Raw genomic sequence first — 18,138 nt, 5'->3', positions numbered from 1 at the left:
GTAATTCTTGTCAGACCCGCTTCAGGTAGCCTTCCGGCGCCACGCTGATCAGCAACTTGCTGTCCATGCGCGCGTCCACCTGAAACTCTGGATGAGCATGCAGATATTCGCGTACCGCCGACTTCGGACTGTTGCCCTTGCCCCAAGGCCGTTCGGCCTGCAACTCGTCAGGCGTGTCCTCCACCACGGTGTCGAACACCACGCAGTAGCTGCCCGGCGATACCAGCGGCGCATAGGCCTTCAACTCGGCCAGCACATGATCGTGGGTGTGGTTGCTGTCCAGCGACACCAGCACCCGCTTGCCCTGAGCAGTCTGGCGCACGTGCTCAACCACTTCGGAGGCAATACTCGAACCCTGAATCATGTCGATGCGCCGTGACATGGGATGTGCCTCTATGGCTTCGCGGTTGTGCTGGCGAATATCGATGTCGATACCCAGCACTCTGGCATTCTGCGGGCCACCGCAGGCCGCGTTGAGTTCCAGCAGCGAGGCGAACAGGATCAGCGAACCGCCATGGGCGATACCAGTCTCGACGATCAGCTCCGGCTGAACGGTCCACACCAGCTCCTGCATGGCTACGATGTCCTGCGGATACTGAATGATTGGCCGGCCCAGCCAGCTGAAGTTGTAGGAGTAGCGATACTTGCCGCCCGCCTCCAGCATCCAGTCCAGAGAACGTTCCTTGAGTCCCTGGTCCTGGCCGGCGGCCTCGATATTGCGTTGCACTTCCGCTTGGAACTCGTCGTTTGCGCTCACTTTGTGTGCTCTCGCTCGATGATTTCGATCTTGTCGATGCGCCCACCGATCTGGGCGCCGATGTAGAGGTTTTCCCATAGCCGCGGCTCGTCGTAGCCGGCACTGCGCATCGCAGCAGCCGTCTCGTCGATATCGTAGGCCACCCGTTGCAGGACGATGCTCGTGCCGTCGAACAGGGCGAAGGCAGCACGAGGGTCGCCATCGCGCGGCTGGCCAACAGAACCGGGGTTGCAATAGATTTTCTCGCCCAGCGAAGCCAGCACCTGAACATGGGTATGCCCCGAAAAGTAGTAGCGCCACGGGCCACTCAGCTTGTCCGGGGAAACGCGATAGAGATACTGGTCGCGAGGGTCTTCCCAACCGCCGTGCACGAAGCAAGCGTCGCCCTCCTCGTACTGAGAGCTCAAGCCAGCCAGCATTTCGACCTGGTCCCGGCGTACCACCCGAGCCTGATGTTCCAGCAGCGATGACACCAGCCGCGAGCGAGGACAGCCTGTGCCTTCCACCAAGTAGCTATCGTGGTTGCCGAGCAGCTGTACGGCGCCGCGCTCCGCCAGTAGATCAATGCATTTGTCCGGCTCGGCGTAGTAGCCGGTCACGTCGCCCAGGGATATCACTCGCGAACAGCCGAGTCGATCCGCCGCCGCCAGTACCGCGCGTAGGGCCGGGAAATTGCCATGAACATCCGATATCACTGCGATCATAGGTACTCGATGTGGTCCTCGATATAGCGGCTGCAAAGCGCCGTATGCCAGTTGGCGGATACCGGGCGCTGCCCTCGGCAAAAATAGTCAATGCTCATGGCCGCCTCGTTGAAGCCGAGCGCCGCACGCAGCGATACCGAAGCTGACAGGCGTGGATTGATCTCCAGCAGCCAGGCACGGCCATCGGCCTTGCGGAACTGGTAGTTGGTCGGACCCACCGGCTGAAAATGTGCGGTCAGCGCCTCGCAGGCGCTCTCGATCAACTCATCGCCGTCGATGCTCCGGGCACGCCAGGTGGCGCCACCCGGGCCTAAGGTTCGCTGGAGGATGGCTGGGCGGCTGGACTGGCCGTCACCGTAGCCGAACAGGCCGACTGTATATTCCTCGTCGTCGCTGCCGATCACCCGCTGTAGCATGAAATTGTCGCCCTGCTTACGCGCCTGATAACGCAGGTCTTCCTCGTCCTCCACCAACGCCTGACCACGGCCACCCGACCCCCGGCGCGGTTTGCACAGAAGCGGCGCTGGGCCGAGCTGCGCCAGTACCTGTGCCCAGTCGGTCGAAAGGCTGGTAGGAATCGTCGGAAGACCGGCCTCCAACAACGCCAGGTGCAGGCCCCACTTGTCCCGCGCCAGGTTGATCAGGCGACTGTCGTTAAGTGCCACGGCCACTCCCGCAGCATTGAAAAGCTCGCGACGGGTGTCGAAGTAAAAGACGTCCTGCTCGATGCAAGGGAGTACCAAGTCGATCGCTTCCCGCTCCAGCAATTGCAGCAGAAAACGGTCGTAGGCCGCGTCCGTCTCCGCCATCGCCGGTTTGAAATGGAATGCGTCGCAGGCGTGACGCCCGAAGGCTTGCGGATCGCGGTCAAGACCGATGATTCGAACGCCCGGCAGTTGACGCAGCGACTTGGCTACACCCTGACCGATGATCGCGCCTACGCCCGTCACCAGCACTCGCACCGTAGCGGCTTCAGGCGACATCGAACACCTCGAAGCACGCAGCATGGCCACCGTCTCGGATGCCACGCAGGCCATCCGTCATCGGCGTGAAAACCAAGCCCAGCGCCGCCAATTCAGGTGATGCCGGAGGGAAGTAGGCCGGCCAGAAGGGCGTCTTCTCCTGAGCGATCTCAATCCCTCCGCCTTCGTCGAAAACGGCGTAGGCCTGGCGGGCGATTTCCAGATAGGTCTCGCCCATGGGGTGGCAGACATGCAGAACGCCAAGCATGTGCGCCTCGCTGGCGACAACCATCAAAGCGGCTGCGTCTTGCACGTGAACGAAATTGCGTGGCGCGTCGCCCGGAGGCAGACGCAAAATACGGCCGCTGCGAGCGTGGCTGACGATGCGTCCGAACCAGCGTTGATGCCGAACGCATTCGCCCCGCTCATCGTATAGCTGGGCAAAGCGCAGGCTAATGAAATCCTGACCGCTCTGCGCCAGCCCCCACGCCAATATTGCTTCCGCGCGTGCCTTTGACGCGCCATAGCTGCTGGCAAAGGTCGTACCCTCGCGCCGCGCCGACGAAGTACTCCCGGCGTACACCACCCGCCGACATCCGACCGCACGCGCCAGGGCCAATACCTGATGGGCACCGAGCACATTGACGCGGTCGTTCAGCCACGCGCCGTGCGGCGAGTCATCACCGAAGGCCGCCGCGCAGTGGAACAGCACATCCACCTTGATATGCGGAAAATCGGTGCGCAGGGCTTCGCTACCCAATTCCAGCGGTATCTCGCAGTCGCCCGAGCGCCCCGCGCCGATGACCTGCCAGCCCCGCGTACGCAAATGCTCACTCAGCCTACTGCCGAGCATTGAGCTTGGGCCCACCACTAATGCACGCGGCATCAGACCGCCTGTACTTCCATCAGAAGGCCGACGCAGAGGTCAGGAAAGTCTACCCCTACCTCGCACATGGCTAGCAAATTTTCCTCGAACTCAGGCATGGGCTGCATGTAACCAAGCGGCAGCGGCTTGAGGTAGATGCCTTCCTCCCAGGTGACTTCATAGCCCTCCGCCTGCAGCAGCGCCTTAAGTGTGTCGCGACAGAACTGGCGCTGATGACCCAACGCATGGTCATTGGCGTTGAGTTCGTAGATGTCGCCTATTTTGCCCATGGCCAACCCCAGACGACGGTTCAGCGACTTGGCGTTGGGCACAGCCACGTAGAGCCGACCACCGGGGCGCAGATTGTCATGGAAGCGACGCAGGATAAGACTGGGATCGTCCACGTGCTCGAGGATGAAGCCCATCAACAGCACATCGAACTGCTCGCTGCTATCGAAGTGCTCGAAATAGCCTTCCACCAGCTCGATGTTCAGTCCCGGATAGTTGTCCCGAAACAGATCTATCACGACCGACGACCCCTCGAGCACTACATGACGTTGGAAATGGCGATTGAACAACGCGGTGGTGTAGCCGTGCCCCAGTCCCAATTCCAGTAGCGAACTCGGCGATGCCCCTTCGAGACGGCGCAGGATGCGCGGCGGATACCAGTTGAGGATCAACTCGTTCTCCAGAGAGGTTGCCGCCCCGGGTTTGTACTGCGAAGTCACTTCGTTCAGCTTGTTCATACCTGATCCCTTGCTGCCAGCGCCTGGCGCCAATGGGTCACATCCGAATCGATGAAAAACCTTCCGTCTCTCCCGCAGTTGGCCACCAGATCGAGAACGGTGACGTAGGGTGTGAACGGCGGAAACTTCTGAGGGTACTCACGCTTGCGGTAATCCATGTAGCAGACCTTGATGCCAGCCTGCTCCATGGCTGCGTGGTTCAGATAGCTCAAGGCTCCCATGCCGGTCACGTAGCGGTCGCCGCCCAGGCGCGATACCAGCCCCTGGATCAGATCGCTCTTGCGCCCCGTCACCGCCAGTTGCGAGGAGCGATGCAGGCGTTTGCCTTGCAGCAGGCCGAAGTAGTCCGCTACCACCTGCATACCTTCGATGAGTAGCTCGCAGAAGCCCAGATCGCGGCGCAGCAGCACCGATTCGGCCAGCCCGAGCGCATCCTGCAGATGCGGAGCGCCAGCCAGCGCCAAGGCCAGCGTACGCAAGTGCTTGTCGCGCCAGCCCGAGTCTTCAACACATTCCAAATCGCAGATCCGCGCGTCGCGGCTGTGCTGGCGCAGAGGCACGGTCAGCCAGGCGCTGCCGTTGGGGGTCTTGTACTGCACCCGGTTGATAAAGCCGCGAGCGAATTGCACGTCGTCGAAGAACACGAAGTCATCGGCCAGCCGCCACTGCTCGAACATCCCAACCCAAGGGAAATACATGGGCTGAGAGATCACCACCGTACTCACCGTCCCGCCTCGTCGTGCAACGCCTCGACCACAGCGCAGACACGGTCAATATCCAAGTCGCGCATGTCGTGAAAGCTTGGCAGATTGATGGCTCGCTCCGGGATGCTAGCGGAATGGCCACCGGCAGCCGGTACGCGGCCTTGGAACATCGGCAGTGCAGAGAGCGGGTAGAAGAACACCCGCGCATCGATATTGTTCTCGGCGAAGCGCTCCAGCAATCGCTCCCGGGTGATGCCGAGGGCAGCATCGAAGACCACCGTGGGCATCCAAGCGCCGATGCGCGTTCCCTCGGGTTCAGGATTCAGATGCAGGCCATGCAGGCCACCCAGGCGCTCACGATAGGCCGCCATGATGGCCTGCTTGCGCTCGATCAGCTCGCCGATACGCTCGATCTGGGCACAGCCGAGCGCGGCCTGCAGGTTGGAAATCTTGTATTTGAAGCCCAGCAGGTCGGGCCAGAACTGGCGCGTCTGCCCCTTTATCCGGCCGTGGTTGGACAGGCCGAGGACATACTCGAACAACTCGTTGTCGTTGGTGACAAACATGCCACCTTCACCGGTGGTCATGGTCTTGGTGCCGTGGAAGGAAAACACACCGAAGCGGCCCATGCTGCCCGCACGTTGTCCATGCCACTCGGCGCCGATGGCTTCAGCCGCGTCCTCGATCACCGGAACACCATGCCGCTCGCCAATGGCCAGCAGTTCATCCATAGCGCAGAGGTTGCCGTACAGGTGGACGCCGATGATCGCTCGAGTACGAGGCGTGATGGCTGCCTCTACCTGCGCCGGGTCCAGGCACCAGCTGTCCTGGCAAATATCGACGAATACCGGGGTCGCCCCAAGGTGCACGGCTGGTGCCACAGAGGCAATCCAATTGGTGTCGGCGAGAATCACTTCGTCGCCTGCTCCAATGCCAAGCGCCGCCAGCCCCATGTGAAGGGCACCGGTGCAGCTTGATGTCGCGATGGCGTATTTCACCCCGAGGTGTTGTTTGAAGGCTTCTTCGAAGCGTTCGATGTACTCGTAGCAGCGCGGTCCCCAACCGTGACGAGCCGCATCGGTCACATACCGCACTTCCAGCTCGGAAATGGACGGTTGGGTGTACTGGATGCGCGGCTTCATTTCACCTCCAGACGAGGAACGGCAGTGATGAAACGGCCACCCCATTCACGGATTCGCTCGTTCTGCTTCATCACTTCTTCGGCGATGTTCCAAGGCAGCACGAGCAGCAGATCCGGACGTATCTCGTCCAAATCCCGAGGAGATCGGATCGGCACGTGGCTGCCTGGTAGATATTTGCCCTGCTTCGACGGTGCAGCATCGAACACGCAAGGTAACAGGTCGGGCTTGATGCCAGCATAGTTGAGGATGGTGTTGCCTTTGGCGGCAGCTCCATAGGCTGCAACCCGCCGGCCCGCGCGCTTCTGCTCCAGCAGAAAGCTCAGCAGATCATTCTTCACTCGGTCCGCCCTGGCCTGGAATCCGCTGTAGACAGCCAACTCGCGGAGACCAGCATTGGCCTCCGCTTGCAACACGACATCCACCGCAGCCGCACGAGAACGTGGGTCATCTCCATGGCACGCGAAGATGCGCAGGCTGCCGCCATGAGTGGTCAGCTCTTCGGCATCGTAGATGCGCAGACCAACAGCTTCGAGAATACGCTGGACGCTGTACAACGAAAGGTAAGAAAAATGCTCGTGATAGACGGTATCGAACTGCACCCGTTCGATCAGGCGAAGCAGGTGAGGAAACTCCAGCGTCAGGGTGCCGCCGGGCTTGAGCGCAGCCTTGAGGCCGCGGGAAAAATCGTTGATGTCCGGCACGTGAGCGAACACATTGTTGCCCAGCAGCAGATCGGCCTGCCTGCCCTCTCCGGCCAGCCGACGGCCGAGCGACTCCCCGAAGAACTCACGCAGCACCGGAACACCCAGGCGCTGGGCAGCATCGGCGGTGCTAGCGGTCGGCTCGATGCCCAGGCAGGGCACGCCGGCCTCGACAAAATTGCGTAGCAGGTAGCCATCGTTAGAAGCCACCTCGACCACTAGGCTGTCCGCCCCCAGCGCGAGCGTCTTTCGCATGCGCTCGGCGTAGTCACGGGCATGCGCGAGCCAGCTGCTGGAGGTGGACGAGAAATAAGCGTAGTCCGCGTCGAAAAGCTCGCCGGCCTCGGCATAATCCTCGGTCTGCACCAGCCAGCAGTGCTCGCAAACCCACAAGCGCAGCGGGTAGTAGCGCTCGGGCCGATTCAGATCCGCCTCTGTCAGATAAGCGTTCGACGGTGGTGCATGGCCCAGGTCGAGGAAGGCATATCGCAGCCGCGCTTCGCAATGACGGCAGTTCATGGTGCCAGCCCGATGAAATCTGAGGTGATCAGGGGATGCTGCTGATCGCGCGCCGACATATCCCGCGCCGGCAGGGGCCAGTCGATCGCCAGCGCCGGATCGTCGTGGCGCACCCCGCCTTCAGCATCGGGCCGGTAGAACTCGGTGTGCAGATAGAGCATTTCGCTGTCCTCCTCCAACACCTGAAAACCGTGAGCGCAGCCTTCCGGGATAACCAGCATGCGCTGGTTTTCGGCGCTCAGGCGTTCTGCGTGCCAGCACAGAAAAGTCGAAGAGTTGCGGCGCAGGTCCACTACCACATCCCACACTTGGCCACGGATACAGCGCACCAGCTTCATCTCGGCATGAGGAAAATGCTGAAAGTGAAGACCGCGGAGGGCACCAACCTGCCGAGTGACCGATTGATTGACTTGCACGATTCGACGCTCGCCCAGCAGCGAAGCCAGCGCCTCAGCACAAAACAAACGGGTGAAGGAACCGCGCTCGTCACGTCGGGAATCGCACTTGACGCATAGCAGGTCATCAATGGGCGTCGCGACCGGAATCAAGCCCATACGCATCCTGCCGCTTTTGCCGCTTCACTGAACGAACCCAACTGCGCCCGAGTGCAGACCTCACCGCGCTCATGGAAGTGGCGGTACCAGTCAGCGGTAGCTTCGAGGGCAGTCGACAATTCCCATACGGGAGCCCAGCGTAGCCCCGCACGCGACTTAGCGTTGTCCAGATAGAGCAGCTGCGCTTCGTGCAAGCCATCGCCAGGTGAGACCTGCCAGGTCACCGCCGGCCAGTGCCTCTGCAAGGCGCGGAGAACATCTGCCACGGAGCGGTTAGCCTCCGGCGACGGGCCGAAGTTCCAGGCCTCGGCGAAGGTACGGTCGCCCTCTAGTAGGCGTTGCCCTAGCAGCAAGTAGCCGGAAAGACACTCCAGCACGTGCTGCCAGGGCCGGGTTGCAGTGGGCGAACGGATTTCCAGAGTCTGCCCCGCCTGCACTGCACGTACTAGATCGGGTATCAGACGGTCTTCCGCCCAGTCACCACCACCGATGACGTTTCCCGCCCGAGCCGTTGCCAGCAGAGGGCCAATCTCGCTCCAGAAAGACTTTCGATAGCTGGCGCAAAGAAGCTCGACGGCCGCTTTAGAGGCGCTATAGGGGTCATGTCCGGCCAGTTCGTCGCGCTCACGGTAGCCCCAAGGCCATTCATGATTTGCGTATACCTTATCGGTTGTTACGACCACCACGGCGGCAACGCTAGACGTTTGTCGGCAGGCCTCTAGCAGATTGGCGGTGCCCAGCACGTTACTCGTCCAAGCCTGCAGGGGTTGCCGATAGGACGGCCGCACCAGCGTCTGGGCGGCGAGATGGAATACGATTTCCGGACGATGTGCCCCAATCACACGGTGCAGTTCGCCCGCATCGCGGATATCGCCGCGCAGGTCGGGTATCTGGAGCCCCAGCCCATCCCAATGGCTAACTTTTTCCTTTGGGTCGCTTGGCAGTGAAAAACCGACCACATCGGCGCCGAGCTCAACCAACCATGCTGCGAGCCAACTACCCTTGAAGCCGGTATGCCCTGTCAGCAATACCTTGCGCCCCCGGTAGCACTCCGCGAATTGGTTCATTGCCAAACCTTCCACGGCGCATTGCCGCTCAGCCAGAGGTCGTTCAGTTGATTCTTATCCCTCAGCGTGTCCATCGCCTGCCAAAACCCGCGGTGACGGAACGCCATTAATTTTGACTCATCCGCAAGCTGCATCAGCGGACCGCCCTCCCAGCTGCTCTGGTCGCCATCGATATAATCGATGACCGAAGGGTTGAGAACGAAAAAACCTCCATTAATCCAGGAGCCGTCGCCTGCGGGTTTCTCTTGGAAGGCACCGACGCGGTCTCCGTCCATGTCAAGCGCCCCGTAACGACCAGGTGGCTGGATCGCCGTCACCGTGGCCGGCTTGCCATGGGATTTGTGAAACTCGACGAGTGCACTAACGTCGATATCCGCAACACCGTCGCCATAGGTAAAGCAGAACGGATCGTCACCCAGGTGCTCGCGTACTCTGCGCAGCCGGCCTCCCGTTAGTGTGTCGTCTCCAGTGTTGACCAAAGTAACTCGCCAGGGCTCGACGTAGCGTTGGTGCACTTCCATGGAGTTGGTCGACATATCGAACGTCACGTCTGACATATGCAGGAAGTAATTAGCGAAATATTCCTTGATCACATAGCCTTTGTAACCCAGGCAGATCACGAATTCCCTGATGCCGTGATGGGAATAGATCTTCATTATGTGCCAAAGAATTGGCTTTCCGCCGATTTCGATCATCGGCTTGGGCCTGAGATGGGATTCTTCGCTGATGCGCGTACCCAATCCGCCAGCAAGAATAACTGCCTTCATCGCAACGCCCTCGACTTCGGATGCTGAACCAACTGTCAATTAAGCGACATTTTTGTTCTTCAGTATTCGACTTCAGCAATAAGCAGGCCATTCCCTTTAGCCTGGTGCAAACCCTGCTCGGTGACCTGCCGCAACGCTCAGAACTTGAAGTTCCTCGTAGGCAGATTTACCGAGACGACTCCAGCACCTGGATGTCGTTCAGGCGAGCATACGCACAAGCGCTTGTTCATCCATGACTTTTACCCCCAGTTCGGTCGCCTTGGCCAGCTTCGACCCTGCCCCTGGCCCTGCTACCACACAGGCAGTTTTGGCCGAAACGGAACCAGCGACCTTCGCTCCCAACGCTTCCAACCTGGCCTTGGCCTCGTCGCGGCTCATGCTTTCCAGGGTGCCGGTGAGCACCCAGGTTTGGCCCGCCAAAGGGAGTCCTTGCGCGGCCTTCCGTTCGCTTTGCCAATGCATCCCGAACTCACGTAGTTGGGCTTCGATAGTGCGGGCGCGCTCGGCGTTGGCCGGATCGTCAAAGTAGTCGCGTAGCGCACGGGCGGCCTTTTCATTGAGGCGTTCGACCTGGCGTAGATCGAGCCAGTCGGCCTCGATGATGCCGTCGAGACTGCCGAAGCGGTCGGCAAGACGCTGGGCACCGGTACTGGCGATGAACGGAATGTTGAGCCGATCGAGCAGGCCGGAAAGCGTTGCGCAGGCCGCAAACTCAGGATGCACCTCGCCCTCCTCCTGCAACTGCACCCCGCGCTCGCGCAGCTGCTGGATGACAAGCTGGTTATGCTCGTCCTCGAAGAAGCTGTGAATTTCGTGGGCGACTTCCAGACCGATATCCGGCAGATAGACCAGCACGTCCGGCATCGCTCGACTGATGCGATCGAGCGATCCAAGAGCACGCGCCAGCAGCTTGGCAGTGCCCTCGCCGACATCCGGAATTCCCAGGGCAAAGATGAAGCGTGCCAGGGACGGCGTACGACTCGCATCGATGGCTTTGAGCAGGTTGCGGCTCGACACCTCGGCGAAGCCTTCCAGCGCCAACACCTGCTCGAAGGTCAGGCAGTACAGATCGGCTGGCGAGCCGACCAGCCCGGTATCCACAAGTTGCTCGACGATCTTGTCGCCCAGGCCGTCAATGTCCATGGCCCTGCGGGAAACGAAATGAATAATCGCCTGCTTGAGCTGCGCCTGACAGGCCAGACGGCCGACACAACGGTAAATTGACCCTTCGCTGATTGATTCCCGGCCCTTGCTGCGTTTGATCAGCTGGGTGCGCTCCACGGCCGAGCCGCAGACCGGGCACTGTTCAGGTACCTGGACTTGGCGCGCGTGTTCGGGCCGACGCTCAGGAATCACCCCGAGGATCTGTGGAATGACGTCACCGGCACGACGCACAATGACCGTGTCGCCAATCATCACACCCAGGCGAGCGACCTCGTCCATGTTGTGTAGCGTGGCGTTGGAAACCGTCACGCCGGCGACCTGTACGGGCTTCAGCCGCGCGACGGGCGTGATGGCGCCGGTGCGACCAACCTGGAATTCCACATCGAGCAGCTCGGTGACTTCCTCACGGGCGGGGAACTTATGCGCGATGGCCCAGCGCGGTTCGCGAGCACGGAAGCCCAGCTCGCGCTGCTGAGCAGTCGAGTTGACCTTGAACACCACGCCGTCAATTTCATACGGCAACGCATCGCGCTTCTCGCCGATGGCGTGGTAGTAGTCGCGACATTCTTGCACCCCCTTGGCCAGCTTGAGCTCACGGCTAATCGGCAAGCCCCAAGCTTTCAAGGCCTGGAGAATGCCGATATGGGTGTCCGGCAGCTCGCCATCGCTGCGGCCCACGCCATAGGCGCACAGCTCCAGCGGCCGGTTGGCGGTAATCTTCGAGTCAAGCTGGCGCAGGCTGCCAGCGGCGGCGTTGCGTGGATTGGCGAAGGGCTTGCCACCCGCTTCCAGCTGGCGCGCGTTGAGCGCCTCGAAGCCGGCCTTGGGCATGTAGATTTCACCGCGCACTTCCAGCACGGCGGGCCAGCCGCTACCGTGTAGCTTCAACGGAATATTGCGAATGGTGCGCACATTGGCACTGATGTCTTCGCCCGTACTGCCGTCGCCTCGAGTGGCACCACGAACCAGTTTGCCGTCTTCATAGAGCAAGCTCACGGCCAGACCGTCGAGCTTTGGCTCGCAGCTGTATTCCAGCTCGACGCCGTCACCCAGAAGATCCGCCGGCAAATCCAGCCCCTCGCGCGCGCGTCGGTCGAAGTCGATCAGATCCTGCTCTTCGAAGGCATTGCCCAGGCTCAGCATTGGTATTTCATGACGGACCTGGCCGAAGGCCGCCAACGCGGCGCCACCGACCCGCTGGGTTGGCGAGTCCGGGGTGACCAACTCCGGATGCTCGCCCTCAAGCGCCCTGAGCTGTTTGAATAAGCGGTCGTATTCCGCGTCAGGGACGCTGGGCTCGTCGAGTACGTAGTAGCGGTAGTTGTGGGCGTCGATTTCGCTGCGCAGTTCGGCGATGCGCTCTGCGGCGGTTTGGGCGGAAGGCATATGACGGAGCCGTAGCTGTGGCAATGCTGATCAGACAGTATCAGCGCGCCTTGGTTGATATCAGACGCGGGATTCTAGCCGATCCTGTGGCGGCCGGCAGGTGTGGACTGGCTTTCAGGCGGCTTCGAGAGGGATCGGCAGGCCATAAAAAACCGCTCCAGGGAGCGGTTTTTTTGATCAACGTTTGGTGGTCATTTGCCGGCGTTCGTAATCGACGATGCGCTGGCGGTAGTGCTCGATGGTCTGTGCGGTCAGTACGCTGCGCTGGTCGTCTTTCAATTCGCCGTTCAGTTCCTGCGACAACTTGCGTGCAGCGGCGACCATCACATCGAAGGCTTGCTTGGGATGGCGCGGGCCAGGCAAACCGAGGAAGAAGCTCACGGCCGGCGTCGTGAAGTGGTCGATGTCGTCCAGATCGAAGGTCCCGGGCTTGACTGCGTTGGCCATGGAAAACAGAACCTCGCCATTACCCGCCATGCTTTCATGGCGATGGAAGATGTCCATTTCACCGAACCGCAGACCGCTCTCCAGAATATTCTGCAGCAACGCGGGCCCACGGAAACCGTGCGGATCTCGGGAAATCACGTTGATGACCAGTACTTCCTCAACCGGGGGCAGATCCTGATCAGATTCGCTTGCCCTTTCATCGTCACCCGCTACCGGATCCAGCAGGGTTGGAACCGGTTCATCATCGGAGAAATGCAGGTCGCCCTGCTGGGGATCGCTGTTGCGGCGCTTGCTCGTCTCGCGCGCGCTCATCGATGGAAGATCGGTTTCGTCCAAGGCTGGCTCGTTGTTGCGGCTCACGACTCGCGGCGGCCCCAGCAGCTCGTTGGACTCGTCATCGTCTGGCAGATTGCTCGCAATATTGCGGTCCAGCTTGAATTTCAACTTGCCCTTGCTACCGCGCATCCGTCGCCAGCCATCGAAAAGAATGCCGGCGATGACAATGATGCCGATGACGATCAGCCATTCGCGCAGACCGATATCCATTAATGCTTAAACCCCTGAAATCGATGATAAAGACGCAGATTCAAAGCCGCTGAACAGGCTCATCCGCGCATCGTAAAAATTGCGCTCTAAACTAGCACGACGAACGGTAGATTTGCACCGCCCGACGCGGCTCTTTTATTGATCTCCGTTTAACTCGACCTTGCTCGAAACAGGCGCGGCTCAAGCCTCCGCGAGCGCCACTGCCTGCTCCACGTCGACCGCTACCAGCCTCGAACAACCCGGCTCGTGCATGGTCACCCCCATTAGCTGGTCGGCCATTTCCATCGCGATCTTGTTATGCGTGATGTAGATGAACTGCACCTTCTCAGACATTTCCTTGACCAGACGCGCGTAGCGTCCAACGTTGGCGTCGTCCAGGGGAGCGTCCACCTCATCGAGCATGCAGAATGGCGCCGGATTGAGCTGAAAGATCGCAAACACCAGCGCCAGAGCGGTCAGAGCCTTCTCCCCACCCGATAGCAGGTGGATGGTGCTGTTCTTCTTGCCCGGCGGACGCGCCATGATCGCCACCCCGGTATCGAGTAAATCTTCTCCGGTAAGTTCCAGATAAGCGTTGCCACCGCCGAAAACCTTGGGAAAAAGCGCCTGCAGGCCACCATTGATCAGGTCGAACGTTTCCTTGAAACGGTTGCGAGTTTCCTTGTCGATCTTGCGGATGACGTTTTCCAGCGTATCAAGCGCCTCGGCGAGGTCGTCGTTCTGTGCATCGAGGTAGCGTTTGCGTTCCGACTGCTGCTGAAACTCATCGATCGCCGCAAGGTTAATCGGGCCCAGACGCTGAATGCGCCCGCCTAGGCGCTCCAGCTCAGCCTCCCACTCCGGCTCGCCAGCTCCGGCAGGTAGTGTGGCGAGCACACCGTGCAAATCGAAGCCGTCTTCATGCAACTGGTCCTGCAGCGCCTTGCGTCGGACGCTGAGCGCTTGCCACTCCATCCGCTGCTGTTCGAGCTGGCCGCGTAACAGCTGCGCCTGTTGCTCGGCTTGAGTCCGGCGTTTTTCGGCGTCGCGCAGATCACGATCGGCATCTTCGAGCGCCAGGCGAGCCAGCTTGAGCTCGTCCTCGACGCCCATGCGCCGCTCCAGCAGCTCTTCGAGCTTCATGCGCAACTCTTCGAGTGGCGCCTCACCCTCTTCCAGATTCAAATTGAGCTGCTCGCGCCGCTCCACGGCACGCTCGAACTGCTGCTCGAGGCGCTCCAGTGCCTGGCGAGTCGAATCGAACTGTGCTTTCAGCGAGCCGACTCGTACGGCCAACTGGTGTGCATGATCCTTGTGCTGACGTGCTTCCTGTCGAATGCGATCAAGCTGCTCACGGATGCCGTCGCGGCTCGCCAATAATGTCTCGCGCTGTTCGGTATCAAGCGCCATGGCGTCGAGCGCATCCTGCAGATGCAGTCGCGCCTCGCCCAGTTGTTCGGTTTCCAGCGCCCGCTGTTCGGACAGTTCGGCCAGCTCTTCCTCCAGACGACGACGGCGCAAGCTCAACTGCTCCAGCCTGGCCTGGCTGGCGGAAAGGCGCGCATTCAGCTCGCCTTGTTGACGAGACAAATCCTGGTGACGGCGACGTTGCTGCTCGCGCCGATCTTCTTCTTCTCGTTGCGCCTCGCGAAGCTGGCCGAGCTGCTCGCCTAACAGCTCCAGGCTGGCCTCGCGTTCGTCCCGTTCGGCCTGCAGCCGTTCCAGCTCCTGCCCGCGGGCGAGCAATCCGGACTCGGCCTCCCCGGCCCGCCGGACCCTCAGAAAGTGCCGGCCTACCCAATAGCCGTCGCGGCTGATCAGGCTCGCGTCAGCGGCCAGCGAACCACGCTGCGCGAGGGCCTGGTCGAGATCCTCGACTGGCCGTACCCGCCCCAGCCAGGGAGAAAGGTCGACGGCTGACGTCACCTTGTCCAGCAGGCTGCCGCTGACCGCCCCGCCCGCTGGAGAAGGACTGGCCAGACGTAGATCACCCAGTTCGAAGCCACTCATATCAAGCTCGTCGAACGAATCCAGCAACACCGCCTGCAGATCAGCGCCCAGTACGGTTTCGACCGCCAGCTCCCAGCCCGGCTCGACGCGCAGTCCTTCGGCGAGACGCGGCCGTTGATCGAGACCTCGTTCCTGTAGCCACTCCGAAACGCCCTTGCCCGGATCCATCGCAGCCTGCTGCAAGGCTTCCAGCGATGCGATGCGGCCGTTCAGTCGCTGAAGCTCACCTTGCGCTTGCTGCTCGGCCCGAACAGCCTGCTGCAATCGCTCGTGCAGTTGCTCGAGGCGCTGCTCAGCCTGTTCCTGTGCAGCCGACAGCTCTTCGAGATTCAACTCGCCGACCGCCAGCAATTCACCCATCTCAGCGACGGCTGCGTCTTCCGGGTCGACGGCGAGCGACGCACGCTCATCTTCCAGTCGGCGCTGGCGTTCGGCTAGACGCTCCAGGCTCTGTTCCAGCTGCTGTATACGTGACTGCTGCACCTCGGCTGCGCGATGTGGCTCGGCGCTCTGCTGGTTGAAGCGTTCCCATTGCTCCTGCCAGGTCTGCATGGCTGTTTCGGCTTCTTCGAGCTGCGCAGCCGTTTCCTCGGCCGCCGCGCCCGCGATGTCCTGCTCGGGCTCGAGCATTGCCAGCTCCTCGCCGAGGGTGGCGAGCAAGGTACGGTCGTGGCCCAGGTGCGACTCGGTCTCCAGGCGTGCCTGTTCCGCTTCGCGTAGGTCGTCCTGCAGCTGGCGCAAACGCTGCTGACCGTGCTGGATGCTCTGCTCGACCCGTGCGATATCCCCGCCGACCGAGTAGAAGCGTCCCTGGACAAGATTGAACCTCTCGGACAGCTCATGATGGCCGTCGCGCAGCCGCTCGATACTGGCATCCGCGTTGCGCTGCTCGGCGACCAACGCCTCGAAACCGACCTCCTGGTCGCCGATGACCTGCTCGCGCTGGCCGACTTGGTCATTCAGCGCTTGCCAGCGCAAGGCCGACAGTTGCGCCTTGAGCTGGCGCTCCTCGGCCTTGTATTCCTGATATTTCTCCGCCGACTGGGCCTGGCGGTGCAGGCGCTCGAGCTGGCGTTCGAGCTCTTCGCGCAGATCTGTCAGACGCGCCAGGTTTTCGTGGGTGCGGCGAATCCGGTTCTCGGTTTCTCGACGACGCTCCTTGTACTTGGAGATACCCGCCGCCTCTTCGATGAAATTGCGCAAATCCTCCGGCTTGGCCTCGATCAGTTTGGAAATCATGCCCTGCTCAATGATCGAATAGCTGCGCGGGCCCAGACCGGTGCCAAGGAAGATATCCGTGATATCGCGGCGGCGGCATTTCACGCCGTTAAGAAAATAGGTGTTTTGCGCGTCGCGCGTGACTCGCCGACGGATGGATATCTCGGCAAACGCCGCGTATTCGCCCGTCAGGGTGCCGTCGGAATTGTCGAAGATCAGTTCGATGCTGGCTTGGGTCACCGGTTTGCGCGTATTGGAGCCATTGAAGATGACGTCGGTCATCGACTCGCCGCGCAGATTCTTCGCCGAGCTCTCGCCCATCACCCAGCGCACCGCATCGATGATGTTGGACTTGCCGCAGCCATTCGGCCCGACGACCGCCGCCATGTTGCTCGGAAAACTCACCGTGGTGGGATCGACGAAGGATTTGAAGCCGGCAAGCTTGATGCTTTTCAGTCGCATGTGGGCCTATCCATGGCATCAGCGTGAGGATGAACAAGCAGAGTCGCCGCGAACATCGGGATTCCTGGCATCGAGTGGGTGCTGCACGAAACGCCGGAGTTTATCATGCTGCCTAACGGCCATCGCGGGGATGGATGCGCACTTTCGGTGACTGGGATGTGCATGCGGGTGGGCTGAAGCGGAGCGCTACCAGGTCATCCTACTGGGGCCGCCCAACCCACCAGTGGCGGCAATGTTTACGCGGCGACAACCAAAATCGTGCAGGAGCGAAACCGATCAAGTGTGAAGGATGCCAGCTCCGTTCCGGTGCGGGCTGGAATCTGGAATGAAGCGGGATGCCGCCCAGCCCACCCTACTCAATTATGGCAGTGGAGCATCGCATGTTCGCTTTAACCGCCCGTCATGCTCATGAAGCGCACCACCTGGACCTGCTCGTCGGTACGAAACTCGTGCTTCTCCGGCTTCAGTTGCAGTGCGTCGATCAGCGCCTGGCGCAGCCGCTCGCTGTCGCCCGGATAGCGCCGCATCAGGGTCTTGAGATCGAGCGCGCCCTCGTGCCCCAGGCAGAGCACCAGCTTACCTTCAGCGGTGACGCGCACACGGTTGCAACTGCCGCAGAAGTTATTGCTGTGCGGTGAGATGAAGCCGACCTGGGTATCGCTGCCGGCAACTTGCCAATAGCGCGATGGGCCGCCCGTGGTGTGGCTACTGCGTATCAGTTGGTGCCCCACCTCGATTCGTTCACGCACCTCCTCGCTGGAACAGAAGGTGATTTCCCGCTCGTGGCTGGAGATGTTGCCCAGGGGCATTTCTTCGATGAAGCTGATATCGAGCCCGCGGTCCACGGCGAAATTCACCAGGTCGAGCACTTCGTCGTCATTGCGGCCTTTCTGAATCACACTGTTGAGCTTGATTCGGCGGAACCCGGCGTTACGCGCCGCATCGATGCCCTCGATGACCTGGTCGAGCTTGTCACGGCGGGTAAGCTCGGCGAAACGTTCTCGCTTGAGGGAATCGAGACTGATGTTCAGACGCTTGACGCCCGCATCGCGCAGCACCGGTGCGAGAGTCGGCAATTGTGAGCCATTGGTGGTGATCGCCAGATCTTCCAGTTCCTCACGCGCGCCCAGACGACTCAACAAAGTCGGCAAGCCTTTGCGTACCAACGGTTCGCCACCGGTCACACGAATGCGCTTGACGCCTAGCCTGATGAAGGCGTCGGCCACGGCGTAGAGCTCTTCCAGCGAGAGGATCTGCGCACGCGGAGCGAAGACCATGTCCTCGCTCATGCAATAGGTGCAGCGAAAATCGCAGCGGTCGGTAACCGACAGCCTAAGGTAGGTGATGCGTCGGCCGAACGGATCGACCAACTGGGAATCTGGCATGTCGCTCTCCGAGGCCTGATACGCATGCCTAAGACTATGCCGGAACGTGGCGC

15 protein-coding genes are annotated in these 18,138 nt (G+C 61.0%); all 15 read right to left on the bottom strand.

The window, feature by feature from the left end:
- Positions 1-10: 10 nt before the first annotated feature.
- A complete protein-coding gene (locus UF78_RS07700; protein WP_045161503.1) occupies positions 11-757 on the bottom strand; it encodes a cephalosporin hydroxylase family protein in 747 nt (248 codons plus the stop codon).
- The gene (locus UF78_RS07695; protein WP_045161502.1) at positions 754-1,461 is read right to left on the bottom strand and encodes a metallophosphoesterase family protein; all 708 of its coding nucleotides are present in this window, start codon (positions 1,459-1,461) and stop codon (positions 754-756) included. The genes UF78_RS07700 and UF78_RS07695 overlap by 4 nt, the downstream gene beginning before the upstream one ends.
- Positions 1,458-2,444: an ATP-grasp domain-containing protein gene (locus tag UF78_RS07690; protein ID WP_045161501.1), complete on the bottom strand. Its 987-nt coding sequence runs from the start codon at positions 2,442-2,444 to the stop codon at positions 1,458-1,460. The genes UF78_RS07695 and UF78_RS07690 overlap by 4 nt, the downstream gene beginning before the upstream one ends.
- Entirely contained in the window at positions 2,434-3,309 is an 876-nt protein-coding gene (locus UF78_RS07685; protein WP_045161500.1) for an NAD-dependent epimerase/dehydratase family protein, read from the bottom strand. Before UF78_RS07685 ends, UF78_RS07690 begins: the two co-directional genes overlap by 11 nt.
- On the bottom strand, positions 3,309-4,034 hold the full coding sequence (locus UF78_RS07680) for a class I SAM-dependent methyltransferase (RefSeq protein WP_045161499.1): 726 nt from the start codon (positions 4,032-4,034) through the stop codon (positions 3,309-3,311). Before UF78_RS07680 ends, UF78_RS07685 begins: the two co-directional genes overlap by 1 nt.
- The gene (locus tag UF78_RS07675; protein ID WP_052679279.1) at positions 4,031-4,759 is read right to left on the bottom strand and encodes a WbqC family protein; all 729 of its coding nucleotides are present in this window, start codon (positions 4,757-4,759) and stop codon (positions 4,031-4,033) included. Before UF78_RS07675 ends, UF78_RS07680 begins: the two co-directional genes overlap by 4 nt.
- Positions 4,756-5,880, bottom strand: coding sequence for a DegT/DnrJ/EryC1/StrS family aminotransferase (locus tag UF78_RS07670; protein ID WP_045161498.1), 1,125 nt, complete (start codon positions 5,878-5,880; stop codon positions 4,756-4,758). Before UF78_RS07670 ends, UF78_RS07675 begins: the two co-directional genes overlap by 4 nt.
- Positions 5,877-7,100 carry a class I SAM-dependent methyltransferase gene (locus tag UF78_RS07665; protein ID WP_045161497.1) on the bottom strand — a complete coding sequence of 408 codons (1,224 nt, stop codon included), beginning with the start codon at positions 7,098-7,100 and terminating at the stop codon, positions 5,877-5,879. Before UF78_RS07665 ends, UF78_RS07670 begins: the two co-directional genes overlap by 4 nt.
- Complete coding sequence (gene rfbC / locus UF78_RS07660; RefSeq protein WP_080890568.1) at positions 7,097-7,654, bottom strand: dTDP-4-dehydrorhamnose 3,5-epimerase; 558 nt, start codon at positions 7,652-7,654, stop codon at positions 7,097-7,099. The genes UF78_RS07665 and rfbC overlap by 4 nt, the downstream gene beginning before the upstream one ends.
- Positions 7,645-8,721: a CDP-glucose 4,6-dehydratase gene (gene rfbG, locus UF78_RS07655; RefSeq protein WP_045161496.1), complete on the bottom strand. Its 1,077-nt coding sequence runs from the start codon at positions 8,719-8,721 to the stop codon at positions 7,645-7,647. Before rfbG ends, rfbC begins: the two co-directional genes overlap by 10 nt.
- Positions 8,718-9,488, bottom strand: coding sequence for a glucose-1-phosphate cytidylyltransferase (rfbF, locus tag UF78_RS07650; protein WP_045161495.1), 771 nt, complete (start codon positions 9,486-9,488; stop codon positions 8,718-8,720). Before rfbF ends, rfbG begins: the two co-directional genes overlap by 4 nt.
- 198 nt (positions 9,489-9,686) lie before the next feature.
- A complete protein-coding gene (gene ligA / locus UF78_RS07645; RefSeq protein WP_045161494.1) occupies positions 9,687-12,038 on the bottom strand; it encodes an NAD-dependent DNA ligase LigA in 2,352 nt (783 codons plus the stop codon).
- Between the two features lie 177 nt (positions 12,039-12,215).
- On the bottom strand, positions 12,216-13,031 hold the full coding sequence (gene zipA / locus UF78_RS07640; RefSeq protein WP_045161493.1) for a cell division protein ZipA: 816 nt from the start codon (positions 13,029-13,031) through the stop codon (positions 12,216-12,218).
- A gap of 180 nt (positions 13,032-13,211) precedes the next feature.
- A complete protein-coding gene (gene smc / locus UF78_RS07635; protein ID WP_045161492.1) occupies positions 13,212-16,700 on the bottom strand; it encodes a chromosome segregation protein SMC in 3,489 nt (1,162 codons plus the stop codon).
- Positions 16,701-17,089: 389 nt separating this feature from the next.
- Complete coding sequence (moaA, locus tag UF78_RS07630) at positions 17,090-18,085, bottom strand: GTP 3',8-cyclase MoaA (RefSeq protein ID WP_045161491.1); 996 nt, start codon at positions 18,083-18,085, stop codon at positions 17,090-17,092.
- Positions 18,086-18,138: the final 53 nt, after the last annotated feature.

The organism is Stutzerimonas stutzeri, from assembly GCF_000952685.1.
Taxonomy (GTDB): domain Bacteria; phylum Pseudomonadota; class Gammaproteobacteria; order Pseudomonadales; family Pseudomonadaceae; genus Stutzerimonas; species Stutzerimonas stutzeri_E.
The sequence above is the reverse complement of the archived record's forward strand: the minus strand, read 5'-3'. Positions and strand labels throughout refer to the sequence as shown.

Bases quoted from the DNA above. Each gene is read 5' to 3' on its own strand.
- UF78_RS07670 (WP_045161498.1), bottom strand. From the start codon at position 5,880: ATGAAGCCGCGCATCCAGTACACCCAACCGTCCATTTCCGAGCTGGAA.
- zipA (WP_045161493.1), bottom strand. From the start codon at position 13,031: ATGGATATCGGTCTGCGCGAATGGCTGATCGTCATCGGCATCATTGTC.
- smc (WP_045161492.1), bottom strand. From the start codon at position 16,700: ATGCGACTGAAAAGCATCAAGCTTGCCGGCTTCAAATCCTTCGTCGAT.
- UF78_RS07685 (WP_045161500.1), bottom strand. From the start codon at position 3,309: ATGCCGCGTGCATTAGTGGTGGGCCCAAGCTCAATGCTCGGCAGTAGG.
- moaA (WP_045161491.1), bottom strand. From the start codon at position 18,085: ATGCCAGATTCCCAGTTGGTCGATCCGTTCGGCCGACGCATCACCTAC.
- UF78_RS07665 (WP_045161497.1), bottom strand. From the start codon at position 7,100: ATGAACTGCCGTCATTGCGAAGCGCGGCTGCGATATGCCTTCCTCGAC.
- rfbC (WP_080890568.1), bottom strand. From the start codon at position 7,654: ATGGGCTTGATTCCGGTCGCGACGCCCATTGATGACCTGCTATGCGTC.
- rfbF (WP_045161495.1), bottom strand. From the start codon at position 9,488: ATGAAGGCAGTTATTCTTGCTGGCGGATTGGGTACGCGCATCAGCGAA.
- UF78_RS07690 (WP_045161501.1), bottom strand. From the start codon at position 2,444: ATGTCGCCTGAAGCCGCTACGGTGCGAGTGCTGGTGACGGGCGTAGGC.
- rfbG (WP_045161496.1), bottom strand. From the start codon at position 8,721: ATGAACCAATTCGCGGAGTGCTACCGGGGGCGCAAGGTATTGCTGACA.
- UF78_RS07695 (WP_045161502.1), bottom strand. From the start codon at position 1,461: ATGATCGCAGTGATATCGGATGTTCATGGCAATTTCCCGGCCCTACGC.
- UF78_RS07680 (WP_045161499.1), bottom strand. From the start codon at position 4,034: ATGAACAAGCTGAACGAAGTGACTTCGCAGTACAAACCCGGGGCGGCA.
- ligA (WP_045161494.1), bottom strand. From the start codon at position 12,038: ATGCCTTCCGCCCAAACCGCCGCAGAGCGCATCGCCGAACTGCGCAGC.